This window comes from Guptibacillus hwajinpoensis, assembly GCF_020524165.1.
GTDB lineage: Bacteria > Bacillota > Bacilli > Bacillales > Guptibacillaceae > Guptibacillus > Guptibacillus hwajinpoensis_D.
Genome location: NZ_JAIVKU010000003.1, coordinates 580869 through 598690 on the forward strand (window position 1 = coordinate 580869; position 17822 = coordinate 598690).

A 17822-nucleotide genomic window follows, 5' to 3' on the forward strand; every position below is an offset into this window, starting at 1 on the left:
TTATTTTGCGTGGCTCTTAATTAATGCTTCGATTTTATTTGCTTGATCCCCCGCATTGTCCTGTTCCATTGCTTTTAAGTAAGTTGAGCGCTTTTCGTAGGTTTCGCGTACTAATCTTAAAAAAGAAGTGTCAGTTAAATCTTCTTCTAACAAAACGTTCGCATAGCCTGATTTCTGAAATGATTGCGCATTTAAGATTTGGTCTCCTCGACTTGCTGCTCTTGATAAAGGAATGAGTAACATTGGTTTCTTTAATGCAAGAAACTCAAAGATGGAGTTAGATCCAGCTCTCGAAACAATTAAGTCAGCCATTGCTAACAAGTCAGGGAGCTCATCTGTGACATATTCAAATTGCTTGTAACCTTTCATTTGTAGCGTTTCATCGACCTGGCCTTTACCGGTAAGGTGAAGGATATCGAATGTTTGTAGCAACTGATCAAGCTGGTGGCGAACGGCTTCGTTAATTCGCTTGGCTCCAAGACTCCCCCCCATTATGAGCATAACTGGCTTTGTTCCACTAAATTCAGCGAAGGAAAGTCCTTTTGATCGGTCCCCGCTTTTTAATTCGTCTCGCACGACAGCTCCAATATATTCGGCTTTATTTTCAGGAAGATGTTTGACCGTTTCCGGGAAAGTGGTGCACACTTTTGATGCGAAAGGAATCGCGACTTTATTGGCAAGACCAGGCGTTAAATCAGATTCATGAATAATGACAGGTACGCCGTTCATTTTTCCTGCTATGACAACAGGGACAGAAACAAATCCACCTTTCGAGAAGATAACAGAAGGTTTTTCTCGTTTTATAATGGAGAAAGCTTCTCCAACGCCTTTGACTACTTTAAAAGGATCTTTAAAGTTATTCCAATCAAAGTATCTTCTTAGTTTACCGGTAGCCACGTGATGGTACGTAACACCTTTAACAGGTTCAATGAGCTGTCGTTCAATCCCTTTTTCCGATCCGATATAATGGATATCCCAATCGTCTTCTAAAAAACGTGGAATAAGAGCTAAATTAACTGTGACGTGTCCGGCCGAGCCGCCGCCTGTAAATAATATTTTCTTCTTCAACGAGATTTCCTCACCTTCAACAATTGTCTTACTCTTTCTCTTAGTTATTCTTATTGTATCATGATTGAAAAATCAACCAAGAGTTTGAAGAAAAACCAGAAGATTCACAGTTTATAATAGGAATGATACAATAAGCTCACAATTGGCATAAAGGGGAGAACATCAGTGGGAACTCTTTGGTTTGGTGGTAAGATTTATACGCTTGAACATGAAAATGAAACAGTAGAAGCTATCTATACAGAAAATGGCCGTGTCAAAAAGGTCGGGTCTAAATCAGAACTCACTTCGATGTTCGAAAAAGAACTGACAGCGCAACATGATTTAAAAGGTAATGTCATGATTCCTGGTTTTGTAGATAGTCATCTTCATATGATTGGTCATGGAGAAAAGCTACTTCGACTTGATTTATCAGAAGCTGATTCCGCAGAAGAAATGAAAAGACTTCTTATAACTAAAGTCAGTGAGGCGGCGCCGAATGAATGGATCATCGGAGAAGGATGGAATGAAAACAACTTCCATGATCGTAAAATATTTCATCGAGACGAATTGGATGAAATTGCACCTCAACATCCAATGATGTTAACAAGGGTATGTCGGCATGCGATTCTTGCTAACTCGATTGCCCTTCATCTTGCGGGAATTACGGATGAAACCCCAGACCCCGAAGGTGGCGTTATTGTACGAGACAATGATGGTAGAGCGACGGGATATTTACTTGACCGTGCCCAGGAATTAGTAAAGGATACGATGCCAGAGGTAAGTATTGAATTTCTCGAAAAAGCACTTTCGCGTTCAGTGGATGATCTTGTAGCTCAAGGGGTGACAGGTGGTCATACGGAAGACTTAAATTATTATGGTGGCTTTACTCGAACGTATGAAACCTTCCTGAATGTCATTAATGGACAAAGAAAATTTAGAGCAAATTTACTTGTTCATCATGAAGTTATCGAAGAAATGCGCAAACAAGGACTTGGATTCGGAGATGGAACCAACTATGTTGAGCTTGGGGCTATGAAAATTTTTGCTGACGGGGCCCTTGGAGGACGTACGGCTTTGCTAAGCCATCCATACAATGATTCTCCTGACACGTCTGGGGTTGCCATTCATAGCATTGAAGGCCTTACTGAACTTGTGAAGAAAGCAAGAGCTCATGATATGCCGGTTGCCATTCATGTTATTGGAGACCTGGCGCTTGAGTATGCAATTGAAGCCATTGAACAGTACCCTGTTCCATACGGCTTAAGAGATCGTCTCATCCATACTCAAGTAGTGCGTGAAGATTTATTGACACGATTAAAGCAGCTTTCAGTTGTTCTTGATATTCAGCCAAGGTTTGTGGCCTCCGATTTTCCTTGGGTAATGGAACGACTTGGGGAAGAGAGGATGGGTCTTTCTTTTGCTTGGAAAACGCTTCTTGAAAGTGGGGTTCCCATTGCCGGTGGATCAGATGCGCCAATTGAACCAGTTAACCCATTGATGGGCATTCATGCTGCTGTTACACGTAAGCGTTCTGATGAAACACATAATGGGTATTATCCCGAACAAAAGCTGTCGGTGTTTGAGAGCGTCTGTCTTTTCACAAAAGGAAGTGCTTTTGCGATTGGAAGGGAACGTGAAAGAGGTTTAATTAAGGAAAACTTTGATGCGGATTTCACTGTTTTAGATCGAGATATCTTCCAATGTGATCCAGATCTTATTCTTCACACAAATGCTGTTATGACGGTTGTTGATGAAACAATTGTGTATGAAAAAGGATGATATAAGAGAAAAGCGCCGCGAGATGCGGCGCTTTTTGTTTATAGGAAACTTCTTTGTACTTTATGCCAAAAAGAATTGTTTTTAAGCTTAACCGTTTTAATGCGTTTTTCTGGAATGTGAATTTGAATTTCTCTAGCGTGTTGAATGCTCATAGCTTCATTATCAATGCCGATAACAGGATAGTCGTTTCCGTCCTGGATCACTTGAAGCGTAAGCGTTCTCTCATCACTTAATAGAAATGGAGAGCCGAGCGTGCGGTAATGGTTATTGTTAAGTGAAGCGAGTTCACTTACTTGCATACAAGCAAGTTTGGGGTCTACCACAGCACCATTTACGGATTTATTGTAGGCCGTACTGCCCGTTGGTGTGGAAACAATGAGACCGTCTCCACGAAATGTTTCGAAATGAAAATCTTCTACATAGACTTCCATAGCAAGTGTCTTAATGATGGACGAGCGAATTGTACATTCATTCAAGCAAAAGAAAGAGGATTCATTGTTTACTTTTACTTCAATCGTTGGATAGCGACGAACTTCAATACCTTCTAATAAAATATCGTCCACCATATTCTGTATGTTATCAATGTGGAAATCACAATAAAATCCGAGTTCTCCAGTAGAAATACCTACATAGAGACAATCTTCACGAAAGCCTGTTTTTCGAACGGCTTGAAGGAAAGCACCGTCTCCTCCAATGCTAGCAATAATGCTTGCCTCTTCAGGATTTTCTACTATATGAAAATCGTTCTTTTCCGCAAGAGTTTTTAAGGGTTCTACTTTCTCTTGAATTTCTTCTGTCTGTTTATAGAAAAAAAACAAATTTCTTCGATTTGGCATCTGAATTCCTCCCTGTCCAACTGTTAGTCTTCTTTACTTTATCATTATTTGGCTTAAGACTCCATCTCCAATCGCGATCCTAAATTTGTTTCGTTGCTTTTAAGAAGTGCGCTTCCTTATTTTGTATGGTATTCTCAAAAATATGAAACCACTCAGGCGGTTTCATCGTACATAAGAGAGCATCAGGATATAGAGGAGGCTTATCATGAATGGTAAACGATGGATTGCACTAGGAATTACAGTAGTTCTCATCATCGTGTCACTTGGCTTTAACTTTGTTTCAAGTTTGGCATTTGGCGGATGGCAGGAGGAAATGAATACATCAGACCAATTTGCTGAGACGGTTATCGAAGAAGGTAGTAGCTCGAATAAAATCGCCGTTCTTAATGTGGAAGGTGTTATTCAAGATACAGGAACAAATACTAGCTTTCTCCCTCAGGCAGGCTACAATCATGATGTGTTCATGAAACGTTTAGAACATGCTGCAGAAGATAAAAGTGTAAAAGGGATTATCTTAAGACTGAATACCCCAGGTGGTGGCGTTGTAGAAAGTGAAGAAATTCATGATAAACTTTTAGAGATTAAAGAGAAAACAGATAAACCGATCTATGCCTCAATGGGCAGTATGACAGCTTCTGCTGGTTATTACATTTCTGCTCCGACAGATAAGATTGTAGCAAGCCCTTCAACCATCACGGGTTCAATTGGAGTGATAATGCAATCAATGAACTATGCAGAATTGGCTGAGAAAGTGGGCGTGAAGTGGGAAACGATTAAGAGTGGCCCGCATAAAGATATTATGTCACCAAGCCGTGAAATGACTAAAGAAGAGCGAGAAATATTACAATCAATGATTGATAATTCTTACGATGAGTTTGTTCGAGTCGTGAGTGAAGGCAGAGGACTAGATGAAAGCAAAGTGCGAGAACTTGCCGATGGTAGAATCTACGATGGAAGACAAGCGAAAGAAGTAAACCTAGTAGACGATCTGGGGAATTTAGAAGATACGATTGAAGGCATGAAAAAAGACCTTGGTGATAATAAACTACAAGTTGTTCAATATAAGCAAAATCTTGGATTAAATTCGTTGTTTGAAATGACAGCTGCTAAGTTAATGGGTCCAGATAAAGATTTACTGGGCATTCAACAGCTTCTATCAACGCCACAATCCCCTGAGTTAATGTATTTATATTCTGAATAAGGAGGCAGGCATAATGGATGAAACAATGAGTGTGACTGCCTCTCCCGCATCGATAGACACAGAAGTAAAGCACGAACGTTTTGCGGGCTTCTGGATGCGTTTTTGGGCATATTTAATTGACATTATTGTGGTAGCAAGTTTGAACGGCATTCTCATTACACCTCTAATAAGAGGGTTTAATTTACCTGGAACAGAACCAGCTATTTTACCTTTACAGGCATTTTTAACCGGTATCGTTTACTATGCGTATTTTATATTGATGACAAAATTTTTGTCCCAGACTCTAGGAAAAATGCTTTTCGGGCTAAAAGTAGCATCACTTAAAAACACAAAGTTAACTTGGGGAACCGTTATTTTTAGAGAAGGAATAGGGCGCTTTATTAGCAAGACAATTTTATTTGTAGGTTTCCTCGTAGTGGCCTTTACAAATAAGAAACAGGGAATTCATGATTTGTTTGCCGATACAAGCGTCATTCATGAAGATTAAATATATGCATGATGAATAAACCTGTCCGTATTGGGCAGGTTTATTTTATACTCTAATTTTTCTACTCTTGCAAAAAATAAAAGGAGAGAGATGTGTTGTGATTATTGCGATCGCTGCTATTCTTTTAATCTTAATCATTGCATCCTTACCTCTTATTGTTTTTTCTACTGTAAGAGTAACGGTGATTATGGAACATTCTTCAACGGTGGAGGAACTTCAGATAGCTGTCAGAGCGCTTTTTGGACTTGTTGTTTATGAAACGACTATTCCACTAATTGATTTATTTGAAGATGGGGAAGAAACGATAAAAAAGAAGGAGAGAGAAAAGGGGTTTAAAGGTGAAACAAAAGAGTTAATTCAGGTTATTAAAAAAGCATTTCGTTCTCGAAAGTCTTTCTTATTTTTTTTGAAAAGAGTAAGGTTCAAAAACATTCAATGGGAAACCAATTTTGGAATGGGCAATGCTGCGAATACAGCCGTCTTTGCTGAGCTTGTATTGAATGCAAAGGTAGCGATTTTTGCGGTTCTGTCCCATTACTCAAACCTTCATACAATGCCGCAGCTCATTGTTACGCCAATTTATGAAATGAAAACAATTCAAACCTATATGAGATGCATGATTACGTTTAAACTGGGGCATGCTATGATCGCGGTAATTAAATTGATGAAGTCTCAGAGAAAGCTTCAGGAGGCTTAGCGGTTTAGAAAGTGAAGGAGGAAAACAAATGCCTGAACATCCAATTGAAGGGTTAATGCAAACGGCGATGGAGAACTTGAAGGACATGATCGATGTAAACACGATTATTGGGGATCCGGTCGAAACTCCAGATGGGAGTGTCATATTGACGGTTTCAAAGGTTGGATTTGGCTTTGCTGCTGGTGGTAGCGAATTTATGTTAAAACAACAGTCGAATCAGCAAGGGCAAAGTAAAGGGGAACCATTTGGCGGTGGAAGTGGTGGCGGAGTTTCCATTACCCCCATTGCCTTTCTAATTGTCAGTGCTGGAGATATTAAAATGATTCACCTTGACAATACGACGCATCTTTACGAAAGACTACTTGACCTTGCACCGCAAGCTATCGAAAAGGTACAAAGTATTCTTCAGAACATGAACCAGAATTCAAATGGAAAGAAGAGCGAGAGCCAACAGAACGGGTCTGGTTCATCAAGACAAAGCTCCCAATCAAAACATCTCTTCCGAGGTCAGCAGCGACAGGACGATCATAAGCAAGATCTCGATTTTTAAGCTACTTTTTCATGAGGTAGCTTTTTTTGATGTTGCTACTGCTGATTTCTTGAAATCTAGCGGTTTCACCTATATGATGAAATCAGTCGTACATACGACCAATTATGAAGGAGGTATGAACATGGCTAACATTACATTTAAGGAAACACCAATGACACTTTTAGGTGAAGAAGTAAAAGTTGGTGATAAGGCTCCTGAGTTTACTGTCCTAGCAAATGATTTATCTGAAAAGACGCTTGAAGATTATCAGGGTATCCGCCTTATAAGTGTCGTTCCATCACTTGATACAGGTGTTTGTGATGCACAAACACGTAAATTCAATGAGGAAGCAGCTAAGCTGGATAACGTCAATGTATTAACCATTAGTGCAGATCTTCCATTTGCTCAAAAACGCTGGTGTGGTGCTACTGGCATTGAGGATGCCATTACCTTATCCGATCATCGTGATCTTTCTTTTGGTAAAGCGTTCGGCGTTGCGATGCAGGAACTTCGCTTACTAGCAAGAGCTGTGTTTGTAGTGAATAGTAAAGGTGAGGTTGTATACACAGAGTATGTAAGTGAAGCGACTAACCATCCAGATTATGATGCAGCTTTAAACGCTGTAAAACAAGCAGATTAAACCTTTGCAAAAGGACTTCGATGATTTTCATCGAAGTCCTTTTTTACCGGTTTAAAATCTCCTGGGAGTACAATGATTTAAAGAGAAGGGGATATCCATTAGCGGTTTCATATCCACCATTGTTGCGAAAGAAGTCAAGACTGTTTACAATAGGGACGAACTGATAGGAGGTCAATTAATGTCCGAATTAACTGTAGAAAATCTATTTAACGTGTTAGATGAATCAACACTTGTCATTCAAAATAAGCTAGAAATTTCTTATCTTGAAGCGCTTGTCGAGACAGGTTTGAATTTATTTGAAAATAAAGTCCTTCAAGAAGAACTAGATGCTGATACGATCTTACGTCTTAAAAATTTATATGACTCATGCGGTCTTGACGGAGCGAAACAAGAAACAGTACGAAAAGGGATTCAACTCGCTCTGCTTAAAGGAATGAAAAAAGGTATTCAACCTCACCATGCGATGACACCCGATAGTGTTGCGCATTTAATTGGCTATCTTGTGAAAAAATATAAAGAGGTTCTAAATCTTGATCACATGAAGATTTTAGATCCTGCTGTTGGGACAGGGAACCTGCTAACTTCCGTCCTGAATCAATTGGAAGGGGAAAACGTTGAAGCGTACGGTGCTGAACCTGACGATCTGCTTTTACACCTTGGATTTGTAAATGCTAATTTGCAAAAACACCAGGTTGAATTCCTACACCAGGATAGTGTGAAGCCACTCTATATTCCTCAAGTGAACACGGTGGTGACCGATTTACCAGTTGGTTATTATCCACATGAAGAGGCAGCAGCGAATTACGAATTAAAAGCAGCAGAAGGCATGTCTTATGTTCATCATCTTTTAATTGAACAAAGTTTAAACATGACGGAGGACTCTGGCATGCTGTTCTTAATGATTCCAAATTTCCTCTTCGGTGATGATGGTGCAAAGGAAGTAAGAAATTTGCTGAACGACCGCTCGGTTATACATGGGATTATTCAATTACCAACTAGCCTGTTTGCGAATGAATCGCAAGCGAAAAGTATCCTTGTTACTCAGAAAAAAGGGGAACAGACTTTGAAGCCAAAGCAAGTTATGATGGCGAAATTGCCTTCGTTCTCAAATCGTGAAGCGATGTTAAACATGATGCAACAAATCAATGGCTGGTTTTCACAGCTTTCCTAACAAAAGTGAAACGTTTACAAATCTGAATTGGCGGAATACTTGGATGTAAGCGGTTTTCACCTTGAATAAAGTAGTGGTCGGTGTTTAAATAATAAGAGTGCTAAAGATAGAAGGGGCTTACCCTTCTATTTTCGTGTCGTATTCTAATTTTAATTTTACTGAATTAAAGGAGCTGTCACATATGGCGAAAATAATCGCAATCAACGCCGGTAGTTCTTCGTTGAAGTTTCAACTTTTAAATATGCCGGAAGAAACTGTTATCACAAAAGGACTCGTGGAGAGAATCGGCCTTGATGACGCCATTTTTACAATAGAAGTGAACGGTGAAAAGAAAGAAGAAATTACAAACATTCCTGATCATGCAGTAGCAGTTAAAATGCTATTGGACAAGCTGATTAGTTTCTCCATTATTTCTTCTTACGATGAAATTGAAGGTGTTGGACACCGTGTTGTACATGGTGGAGAGAAGTTTAACGATTCTGCTATGATCACAGATGAAGTCCTTGCTGGAATTGAGGAAGTATCAGAGCTTGCTCCATTGCATAATCCTGCAAACCTTGTGGGTATTCGTGCGTTCCGCGAGATCTTGCCAGAGGTTCCATCTGTAGCCGTATTTGATACAGCATTCCACCAGTCAATGCCGGAGCAATCGTTCTTATATAGCTTGCCATATGAATATTATGAAGACTACGGTGTACGTAAGTATGGGTTTCACGGAACTTCTCACCAGTATGTCTCAGAGCGCGCTGCAGAAATGCTTGGTCGTCCGCTTGATCAACTACGTCTTCTTTCTTGTCACCTTGGTAACGGGGCAAGTATTGCAGCAATTGAAGGCGGAAAGTCAATCGATACTTCCATGGGCTTTACACCACTCGCTGGTGTGACGATGGGAACACGTTCTGGAAATATCGATCCTGCCTTAATTCCATTTATTATGGAAAAGACTGGCCAAACTGCAGAAGAGGTTATGAACACGTTGAATAAGAAAAGTGGTCTTCTTGGTGTATCTGGTTTCTCAAGTGATCTTCGCGATATCACAAGTAAAGCAGAAGCTGGAAATGAACGTGCTGAACTTGCGCTGGAAGTATTTACTTCACGTATTCACAAGTACATTGGATCTTACGCTGCACGTATGTCCGGATTAGACGCAATTATTTTCACAGCAGGAATCGGCGAAAATAGTGACGCCGTTCGTGCACGAGTGTTACGTGGACTTGAATTCATGGGCGTTTATTGGGATCCAGCTCTAAACAAGGTGAGAGGGAAAGAAGCTTTCATTAATTACCCTCACTCACCAGTAAAAGTCATGATTATCCCAACAAATGAAGAAGTTGTGATTGCACGAGATACTGTTCGACTTTCTAAATAAATCAAGAGCACCCGAGAAGGGTGCTCTTTTTTTGTTGTGTTCTTTCACCTTTGTTGGAAGTTTTTGAAGGGAAAAGATACAATATAAAAAAGGGGTTGAAGGGAGCGATATCAATTGGTTTGGACTGAAAGAGAACAGAAAAGAATGGCCTCCATCCATTTATGGGAAGAAGTGCACTTTGCACATGAAGCAACTGACGTCGAACGAACGTTTCAGAAATACTATACCCACCGGCTTAATCAGCTGGATTCTAACGCAAAAAAACGTTTGTATGCCGTAATGGACTCGATACTTTTTCATATGCATTCGCTTATACAAAATTCCCAGTCACAGGTCGATGCTAGTCATCGACTGTTAACCGATGCGCGCTTGTTCCATCCAGAAATTGAGCAAATTCAGGATATGAAAAACTTATCTATTGACCAGCTTGTTTACATTGCTGATCAACAAATTGCTCGTCAGCGTATGGTTTCGTTAGCCCAAGGGGGACTTACGGGTACTGGGAGTTTTCTGTTACTAGGTCTTGATTTACCCGCGGTACTCGCGATTAACTTGCGAACGGTACAGCTTATCGCAATGACATATGGTTACCCTGTCAATTACCCTTCTGAAATGATGATAGCGCTTAAAGTTTTTCACATGGCCACTCTTCCTAAAGGTTTACAAGAGCGAGCCTGGCGAGAACTAGAGGAAGAGGTAAAGCAGGAACAGGCACACCCCTATTTTTATGAAGGACCTGAGGGGATTGCTGACGCTAACTGGCTACAGGGACCGATGAAGCAAATCATTAAAGGTACTGTTCTCATGATGTTACGAAAAAAAATGATTCAAGGCATTCCGATTCTTGGCATTGCGATTGGCGCAGCCGTGAACTATCGATTTACAAGGTCAGTAAGTGAAGTTGCTCATAAGTTCTATGAAAAGCGTTTTCTAAATGAACTGAGAGAGGAGTTTGGAAATGAGTTCTAGTGAACATAAATCAAGTGCACCTAAAGTGATTAATTGTTTTATTGTAACGGTTAGTGACACCAGAACAAATGAGACAGATAAAAGCGGGAAAATCATTTCTTCTTTCCTTGAAGAAAATGGTCATAAAGTGATCGAGCGAATCATTGTAAAGGATGAGCAAGAGGAAATTCGTTCTGCTATTAAGCGAGGGATTATGGCTGGTGACGTAGATGCTGTTTTATCAAACGGAGGAACTGGTATATCCAAAAGGGATGTCACCTATGAAGTTGTGGAAGCGATGCTTGAGAAGGAGCTAGCCGGGTTTGGTGAGCTGTTTCGTATGATTAGTTATACACAGGATATCGGTTCGCCTGCTATGCTAAGTAGAGCCATTGGTGGGGTTTCAGGCGAAACGGCCATCTTTGCTATGCCTGGGTCTTCAGGTGCTGTGAAATTAGCCATGTCTAAGTTGTTAATTCCAGAGCTACCTCACATTGTTAGAGAGCTTCGCAAATAGCCGTTGTGTGGTTCATACATATTTATCATCTTAAGATAAAGTTTCATTCAGTTCGTTAACAAGAAATCGTCAATCGATAAGTAACTCGCTCTGTTATTGGAAAGAATACGAAAGAAAGAACGAATAACAGGAGGCTACAGGATGACTGATAAGAAAAAGGAATTGATTTATGATGAAAATGGTGAAATGGCTGTGCATCAACAGCTGAGTGAATCGTACCAGAGTGGTGTCATTGATCAGGAAGAACAAAAAGAAGCAAAGAAGCTTCCGCGTAAAGCTGATCGAAAAAGTTATTATTAATAAAGAAAAAGCTCATGCACATCGCATGAGCTTTTTCTTTATGGCTACATAACCTGAATTTTCCCTAACTCAAATCGTTGGAAAAAAAGGTAAAGTACCCCTGTTAACAGAAACGATAAAAAGCCTGGTGAATAATCGGAAGGTAGCAGAAGATAAAGTAGAACGCCTACTAAAATAGCAAGAAATCCTGGACGATTCAATCTGTTCGTTTTCTCAGATAAAGTGTCGAGCATGGTGGAGGTAAACCTTCCTTTTTTGATAACGATGAAATCCGTCACTATGACAGCTGATAAAGGGATAACTAAAGCACCAAGAAGAGAGATATACGACTCTGCCTCATCTACAAATGCTGGAAAAGCACTTAACGCTATAGCGGCGCAACCTAACAAAATGGCGCTCTTCACTCTTCCGAGGCATGGAAACGTGTTGAGGAGGCTATATCCTCCTGTATAGGCGTTGCTAATGTTGATCATAATCATTGAACAAAGTGCGGATGCAAAAATAAGAACTAACAGAAGGTGAGACTCTGTCTGTTGGCTTGTAATTAAGAATGGGTTCCATGTTCCGGCAACTGCAGCAGTATAAGCACCAAGCAGTGCAGTTAACGTAAAGCCAAGTGTATTTCCAGAGAATATACCCCAAAAAGCATGCTGAGGAGATTTCGCATATCTAGCCATGTCTGAAGAACTACTAACTCCTGATACATATTGTACAAAAGCAAGACTAGCAAAGAAAAAGAATGCGGCGTTCGGTTCTCCTTTTAATGAAATAATCGATGAGTAACTGTTTCCATTTACAGAAGTAGTGAAGTAGACAAGGAACATCGCTACGCCTCCTGCAAATAAAAGTGGAAGAAAATATTTCGTTACTTTTTTTACAGCATCGAATCCGACTAAAGCAAGTAAGGCCATCACAGTAGCAAGAAAAAGGGACGTCGGAAGAAATGAGAGATTGATCGAAAAAGCGCGTTTCATTAATTCAACGACCATATAGGTCCCGCCAATGGTTTGAACGGAAAACCAATAAAGTGACGTGATTGTTCTTACGGGTGATGCAAAGTATTGGGCTCCCTTGACTCCAACAAATGCGCGCACAGCGTATTGGGAAGGAATTCCCCGTCGTGCTCCCGGAAAGGATAAGAATGAAACAAATAGAAAAGCGACGGTTGCTCCAAATACGGTAGCAAGTACGGCCCAAATAAAGTTAAGCCCACCTTCAAGAACAGCGAGCGCTGGCACAAGGAAATTCCCAGCGTTTACAGATACAGCCATTTGAATCATGGCATATTCGTACCAGTGAGTTGTACGTGAGGTTTCGGGGACAGATTCAAGACCATATCGTTCAATTTGGAGGGGGTTGGATGATTTTTGTAAACTATTCATAGACTCTCCTTTTACAAATCGGTTCTTCTTCTATTTTAGATGTGGGTGTAAGAGGAAGCAATTCTTAATGGTGTGTTTAAGAATAATATTGATCACTTTCAGTCAGCATAAGGGTGAGGTGATGAATCATGAAAAAACTTACAATCCTAACGTTTGCTATTTACCTATGTCTATTTACTATTCGTGCAGAAGCGTCAACGCTCCAAAATAGTTTTTCATTTAAATGTATGGTCGTCACGAACGGAGTGGAGCACGAATGGGAGTTCTCCAGTCCAGATGAATTTGAAGTCGAAGATGGAAATGTGGTTGAAAAAGGAGAGCGTGCAAAAGAGGAGGTCGAAGCCTTGTTTCAACACTTGGAAGTAACAGAAATCGCTCGCGTAGAAGAGCTTGTGAAAAAAATAGAGAGCTATGGTTATCAAAACCCTGACCGGTTTGAGGTGAAGTGGATGGATTCAAGTGGAAGATTATACACCTGGGTGTGGGATGAAAACGATCAGTAGACTTTGAATAGCGGTTTCGATAAGATGAGGAAAGACGTGAAAGGAGCCGCATTCAAGTGAAAAACAGTCTTGCAGTTATATCGGGTGGTGCCGTTGGTGCTTCCTTTAGAGGGGCGTTAGGTACGGTGTTGAATGGCAGTCCTATCGCTACTTTTTTAGTAAATGTCATTGGTTCCATTCTCCTTGGTTTTTTCTATCAACATGTGAAATCGAATGCTCGTTTATCAGATCCTTCTAAAAAATTTATTGCGACAGGTCTGTTAGGATCGTTTACAACCTTTTCAACCTATTCTCTTGATTTACTCGTGTATCTAAAAGAGGGGCGCTTTTTAGCATTAGGCCTTTATGGTGGCGGTAGTATTCTAGCTGGGATTTTAAGCGTAATCCTAGGAGTATCTTTAGCCAAAAAAGTGAGGAGGTTGTAATGGACTGGTTTATGATTGCTGTTGGTGGAGGTGCTGGGGCATGGCTACGCTATGTTACAGCACTTGGTGTTAATCGTTTTAACAAACTGTCTTTCCCAGTTGCGACTCTAGTTGTCAATCTTTTAGGAAGTTTTTTAATGGGGATGGCATATGGAGCGGGAGATTGGGGGCCAGTCGTCTCAACTGGTTTTCTTGGCGCATTAACGACCTTTTCAACCTTTATGTATGAGGCTTTTGAGCTTGCATCAACAAAGCTCTGGCTTTCTGTTGGTTATATAGTGATAAGCATAGTGTTTGGGTTGTTAATGGTGTTGGTGGGGTATATGATTATAGTGTGAAGATTCTGTAAATATCTATATAGTCTCTTTTTAATGGAGCAGCTTGGCGTATTCATTTTTTAGAGATCTAGAAATTGAGGGGGAGTATGCATGCATATCGGCATTCCTATTGAAGTGAAAAATAATGAAAACCGAGTAGCGATGACGCCTGCTGGAGTTTTGAATTTAACGCGTTTTGGCCATGAAGTATATATTGAAAAAGGGGCAGGTATTGGCTCTGGGTTTGAAGATGAGCAGTACTTAGAGGCAGGGGCTCACCTTGTGGGGACGGCGGCTGAAGCGTGGTCAAAAGAAATGGTTATGAAAGTGAAGGAGCCACTTCCTGAGGAATATGAATACTTCCGTGAAGGACTTATTTTATTTACATATCTCCATCTCGCTGCAGAATCAGAGCTAACACGAGCGCTCGTTGAAAAAAAAGTGATTGGCATTGCTTATGAAACGGTGCAGCTTCCAAATGGCTCATTACCTCTTTTAACACCTATGAGTGAAGTGGCAGGCCGCATGGCTGCACAGATCGGGGCTCAATTCCTTGAAAAACCCAAAGGTGGGCTTGGTATTCTTCTTGGAGGCGTTCCTGGTGTAAAGAGAGGCAAGGTTACCGTCATAGGGGGCGGTGTTGTTGGAACGAATGCTGCCAAAATTGCAATGGGACTTGGGGCAGATGTCACCATTATGGATTTAAGTCCAGAAAGAATGCGTCAGCTTGATGATATTTTTGGTACTGAAATTAACACAATGATGTCCAACCCTCTGAATATAACAGAAGCAGTAAAAGAATCGGATCTCGTTATTGGTGCCGTCCTTATCCCTGGAGCAAAAGCACCAAAACTAGTGACCGAAGAGATGATTAAGGAAATGAAACCGGGTTCGGTTATTGTTGATGTTGCAATTGATCAGGGGGGGATTTTTGAAACCACGGATCGTATCACCACTCATGACAACCCAACTTATACGAAGCACGGGGTTGTTCATTACGCGGTTGCCAATATGCCAGGGGCTGTTCCACGAACTTCCACAATTGCCTTAACGAATGTGACTGTACCTTATGCGGTTCAGTTAGCGAATAAAGGGTACAAAAAAGCCTGCCTTGAAAATGACTCTCTGTTAAAAGGAATTAATACAATGGATGGGTTTGTCACGTATGAAGCTGTAGCTGAAGCTCACCAGCTTGATTATAAGAGCGCTCGCTCACTCCTTGAAAAGTAAAAGAGTATAAAGCAGCAGTAGCTGCTTTATTTTTTTAGCTTATGGAAATAGTTTTATTATTTTCATGAAATATGGATGAAGTAAAGGATTTTCTTGATGAAGTACGAAACTTTAGAATTGGGAGGCGAAAACATGGCCTTTTGGAGAAAAAAGAATGATAAACATCAGGGGGAACTTCCAACAATAATCGAGGCAACTCTTCATGAAATACGACAGGCAGTTGGTACTTTTTCAGAAAAGAAACGGGATGGTATTTCATTAAAAGTTCTTGTGAAGGATAACAATGAACTTGATGCTTCTCTTCTCGTTTCTCACCTTGGAGGTATTCCATCAAAACCATTTTATATGTCAAAAGAAACATTTGAGCTTTTTGAAGAAGAACAGCGCCATATTCCATATTGGATTGATACAGTCCAGAGAGCGGTGGATGTATACATTCATTCTGAGAAAGAAGTGCCGATTATTGAAGGAGACCCGTTTCAAAAAATCAGCTTCTATAAGTTGGAAAAAAAAGCTCTTTTAACAGAACGTCCCCCATTGGATTTCTATTATACCGAGCAAGAGGGAATGGTATCACATCGAAAGCCAGAAAAATAATGGGAACATTTAGAGAGGTCATTCGTATAAAAATAGGAGGATGGGAGGCAAGAAGATGAGTTTTTTATCAAAAATCTTTGGAAAGAAGGAAGAAGAGCCGATTAAGGAAAGGACGGTTTTATCGATTCAGGTTGGGGATATTGTCACTTATGACCTTGAGGATTATGAAGTTGTCGGAACGCTCACGTATCAAAATAAAGGGTATAAATGGTACGCATACCAGCTGAAATCGGGCTCATCCTCTATTTGGCTGAGTGCCGAAATGGATGATGAACTTGAGTTAGGGATTTATCGTAACGTAAAGGAAAAGCTGGCAAGACCCATACCGGAAAAGCTAACCATAGACGATATTACGTATGATAGAGAAGAACATGGTCGAGCTAAAGTTTTTGGGACTGGGCGCGGTAGTCAGTTGAATGGCCAGGAAGTAGAGTACCACGATTTCTCAAATGAAGATGAAACAAGTTTTCTATCCATTGAAATTTGGGGTTCTGAAGTGGAAGTTAGCAAAGGTTATGCGATCGAAGAATATGAAATTAAAATTCTTGCTGGAAGCAAGTGAGAGGATGGTAGCAAATGTTTAATATGTTTAAACGAGTTAAAACAATCATGTCTTCTGAATTAAATGCTGCACTTGATAAGGCGGAAGATCCGGTTAAGATGCTAGAACAGTTTATGAAGGATATGGAAGCGGATATCCGTGAAGCAGAAACAGCGGTAGCGAAACAAATATCAAATGAAAAGATGTTAAAAAAGAAATGGGATGATGCAAACGCAATGGTTTCAAAGCGCCAGAATCAAGCTATGAAAGCGTTGGAATCTGATAATGATGATTTAGCTAGAAGAGCGCTACAAGATAAAAAAGATCACGAAGCAAAAGCGGAAACACTAAAAACTTCTTATGAACGGGCAAAGACAGATGCGGATTCTCTTCGTTCAAAGCTAGATGAGATGAAAGACGAATACCGTCAAATGCAGTTGAAAAAAGATAGCCTTAAAGCTCGTGCTGAGTCCGCAAAAACAAAGACGAAAATAAATCGTACCATGTCTGATATCGGCGGGGATGACTCGAGACGTGGGTTTGAACGTATGGAAGAAAAAGTACTTCAATATGAGGCTGAAGCTGAGACAAGTGAGGATATGCGTTCAAAAAGTCGTTCTCTTGATGATGAGCTTGATGCATTGGACAAAAATAACGGCATCGATGATGAATTGGCAGAGCTAAAGAAAAAAATGGGGAAAGAATAAGCTTTCCCCTTAAATGGGGTGGAAGAATGAAATGGCTCACAGGATTACTGGCAGCATTCATTCTGCTCTTATCGGCATGTGGGATTACGAAGGATATTCAAGAAATTGTCGAAGATCGTTATCAGCTTGAAGATGTTGTAGAGAGTAGCGTGGATTCAAGCGACGTCTCAAAGGTCTACAGTGCTGAAGAAGATATTCCTTCTGTCGCCTCTTACTTACAGGAGCAAATAAAGCCGAATGAAGTCAGTGAATTAAAAGAGGGTAAGCAAATTCTAGTTTATGATGACTATATCGTTACGTTAGAAGAGAGTGATGATGAATCAACGACTCTTGTTGAAGTGGCTACAGTCGGGTTTGTGCGCGATAACTATCGACCGAGCTTCTTTGATGGATTACTAGCTTATTATATTCTAGATGAAATTCTTGATGTAGATGACTGGGGAAAGAAACAGAAAAACCGCTGTTTAAATGCAACCGGGAATTGCTATGAAGGATATGGATCCACAGGAGGTTCCTACAAAGGGCCAACAACAATCCCATCCTTTAGAGGCTCGAGTCGCGGTGGCGGGCCAGGAACAGGAAAATAAACGTAGGAGGGT

The 17822-nt window shown here is 40.5% G+C and carries 22 protein-coding genes; 19 read left to right on the forward strand and 3 right to left on the reverse strand.

The features are described from left to right. Nucleotides 1-1068: an undecaprenyldiphospho-muramoylpentapeptide beta-N-acetylglucosaminyltransferase gene (locus LC090_RS06120; protein ID WP_226656281.1), complete on the reverse strand. Its 1068-nt coding sequence runs from the start codon at nt 1066-1068 to the stop codon at nt 1-3. A gap of 165 nt (nt 1069-1233) precedes the next feature. Between LC090_RS06120 and LC090_RS06125 the strand changes: the two genes are divergently transcribed. After that, on the forward strand, nt 1234-2826 hold the full coding sequence (locus LC090_RS06125; RefSeq protein ID WP_226656283.1) for an amidohydrolase: 1593 nt from the start codon (nt 1234-1236) through the stop codon (nt 2824-2826). Between the two features lie 38 nt (nt 2827-2864). Here LC090_RS06125 and LC090_RS06130 read toward each other — a convergent pair whose 3' ends face one another. Then, entirely contained in the window at nt 2865-3662 is a 798-nt protein-coding gene (locus LC090_RS06130) for an NAD kinase (RefSeq protein WP_226656285.1), read from the reverse strand. Nucleotides 3663-3867: 205 nt separating this feature from the next. Here LC090_RS06130 and sppA point away from each other — a divergent pair, with 205 nt between their 5' ends. The 10 genes from sppA to LC090_RS06180 all read left to right on the forward strand — a co-directional run bounded on the left by sppA (nt 3868) and on the right by LC090_RS06180 (nt 11521). Next, nucleotides 3868-4863 carry a signal peptide peptidase SppA gene (sppA, locus tag LC090_RS06135; protein WP_226656287.1) on the forward strand — a complete coding sequence of 332 codons (996 nt, stop codon included), beginning with the start codon at nt 3868-3870 and terminating at the stop codon, nt 4861-4863. A 25-nt stretch (nt 4864-4888) separates the two neighbouring features. Continuing rightward, complete coding sequence (locus LC090_RS06140; RefSeq protein ID WP_425590632.1) at nt 4889-5350, forward strand: RDD family protein; 462 nt, start codon at nt 4889-4891, stop codon at nt 5348-5350. 97 nt (nt 5351-5447) lie between these two features. Continuing rightward, the gene (locus LC090_RS22115) at nt 5448-6047 is read left to right on the forward strand and encodes a DUF2953 domain-containing protein (protein ID WP_226656291.1); all 600 of its coding nucleotides are present in this window, start codon (nt 5448-5450) and stop codon (nt 6045-6047) included. Between the two features lie 28 nt (nt 6048-6075). Next, nucleotides 6076-6597 carry a GerW family sporulation protein gene (gene ytfJ, locus LC090_RS06150; RefSeq protein WP_226656293.1) on the forward strand — a complete coding sequence of 174 codons (522 nt, stop codon included), beginning with the start codon at nt 6076-6078 and terminating at the stop codon, nt 6595-6597. A gap of 121 nt (nt 6598-6718) precedes the next feature. After that, nucleotides 6719-7216, forward strand: coding sequence for a thiol peroxidase (gene tpx, locus LC090_RS06155; protein ID WP_226656295.1), 498 nt, complete (start codon nt 6719-6721; stop codon nt 7214-7216). Nucleotides 7217-7394: 178 nt separating this feature from the next. Continuing rightward, entirely contained in the window at nt 7395-8387 is a 993-nt protein-coding gene (locus tag LC090_RS06160) for a class I SAM-dependent methyltransferase (protein WP_226656298.1), read from the forward strand. A 181-nt stretch (nt 8388-8568) separates the two neighbouring features. Then, nucleotides 8569-9756: an acetate kinase gene (locus LC090_RS06165; RefSeq protein ID WP_226656300.1), complete on the forward strand. Its 1188-nt coding sequence runs from the start codon at nt 8569-8571 to the stop codon at nt 9754-9756. 114 nt (nt 9757-9870) lie between these two features. Beyond that, nucleotides 9871-10725, forward strand: coding sequence for an EcsC family protein (locus LC090_RS06170; protein ID WP_226656302.1), 855 nt, complete (start codon nt 9871-9873; stop codon nt 10723-10725). Beyond that, on the forward strand, nt 10715-11221 hold the full coding sequence (locus LC090_RS06175) for a MogA/MoaB family molybdenum cofactor biosynthesis protein (protein ID WP_226656304.1): 507 nt from the start codon (nt 10715-10717) through the stop codon (nt 11219-11221). The genes LC090_RS06170 and LC090_RS06175 overlap by 11 nt, the downstream gene beginning before the upstream one ends. Before the next feature lie 141 nt (nt 11222-11362). Further along, the gene (locus LC090_RS06180) at nt 11363-11521 is read left to right on the forward strand and encodes a hypothetical protein (RefSeq protein ID WP_226656306.1); all 159 of its coding nucleotides are present in this window, start codon (nt 11363-11365) and stop codon (nt 11519-11521) included. Between the two features lie 44 nt (nt 11522-11565). Here the strand turns inward: LC090_RS06180 and LC090_RS06185 are convergent, their stop codons facing one another. Beyond that, entirely contained in the window at nt 11566-12903 is a 1338-nt protein-coding gene (locus tag LC090_RS06185) for a purine-cytosine permease family protein (RefSeq protein ID WP_226656308.1), read from the reverse strand. Between the two features lie 128 nt (nt 12904-13031). Here LC090_RS06185 and LC090_RS06190 point away from each other — a divergent pair, with 128 nt between their 5' ends. The 8 genes from LC090_RS06190 to LC090_RS06225 all read left to right on the forward strand — a co-directional run bounded on the left by LC090_RS06190 (nt 13032) and on the right by LC090_RS06225 (nt 17810). Then, on the forward strand, nt 13032-13406 hold the full coding sequence (locus LC090_RS06190) for a hypothetical protein (protein WP_226656310.1): 375 nt from the start codon (nt 13032-13034) through the stop codon (nt 13404-13406). A gap of 56 nt (nt 13407-13462) precedes the next feature. Further along, on the forward strand, nt 13463-13831 hold the full coding sequence (locus LC090_RS06195) for a fluoride efflux transporter FluC (RefSeq protein WP_226656313.1): 369 nt from the start codon (nt 13463-13465) through the stop codon (nt 13829-13831). After that, nucleotides 13831-14169 (forward strand): fluoride efflux transporter FluC, encoded by a 339-nt coding sequence (locus tag LC090_RS06200; RefSeq protein WP_226656315.1) that lies wholly within the window; start codon nt 13831-13833, stop codon nt 14167-14169. The genes LC090_RS06195 and LC090_RS06200 overlap by 1 nt, the downstream gene beginning before the upstream one ends. Nucleotides 14170-14259: 90 nt before the next feature. Continuing rightward, complete coding sequence (ald, locus tag LC090_RS06205) at nt 14260-15378, forward strand: alanine dehydrogenase (RefSeq protein WP_226656317.1); 1119 nt, start codon at nt 14260-14262, stop codon at nt 15376-15378. Nucleotides 15379-15510: 132 nt separating this feature from the next. Beyond that, nucleotides 15511-15975 carry a DUF3939 domain-containing protein gene (locus LC090_RS06210; protein WP_226656320.1) on the forward strand — a complete coding sequence of 155 codons (465 nt, stop codon included), beginning with the start codon at nt 15511-15513 and terminating at the stop codon, nt 15973-15975. Between the two features lie 55 nt (nt 15976-16030). After that, nucleotides 16031-16537 carry a DUF4178 domain-containing protein gene (locus LC090_RS06215; protein WP_226656322.1) on the forward strand — a complete coding sequence of 169 codons (507 nt, stop codon included), beginning with the start codon at nt 16031-16033 and terminating at the stop codon, nt 16535-16537. Nucleotides 16538-16551: 14 nt separating this feature from the next. After that, nucleotides 16552-17223 (forward strand): PspA/IM30 family protein, encoded by a 672-nt coding sequence (locus tag LC090_RS06220; protein WP_226656324.1) that lies wholly within the window; start codon nt 16552-16554, stop codon nt 17221-17223. Between the two features lie 26 nt (nt 17224-17249). Continuing rightward, nucleotides 17250-17810 carry a DUF4247 domain-containing protein gene (locus LC090_RS06225; protein ID WP_226656327.1) on the forward strand — a complete coding sequence of 187 codons (561 nt, stop codon included), beginning with the start codon at nt 17250-17252 and terminating at the stop codon, nt 17808-17810. The last annotated feature ends 12 nt before the right edge of the window (nt 17811-17822 follow it).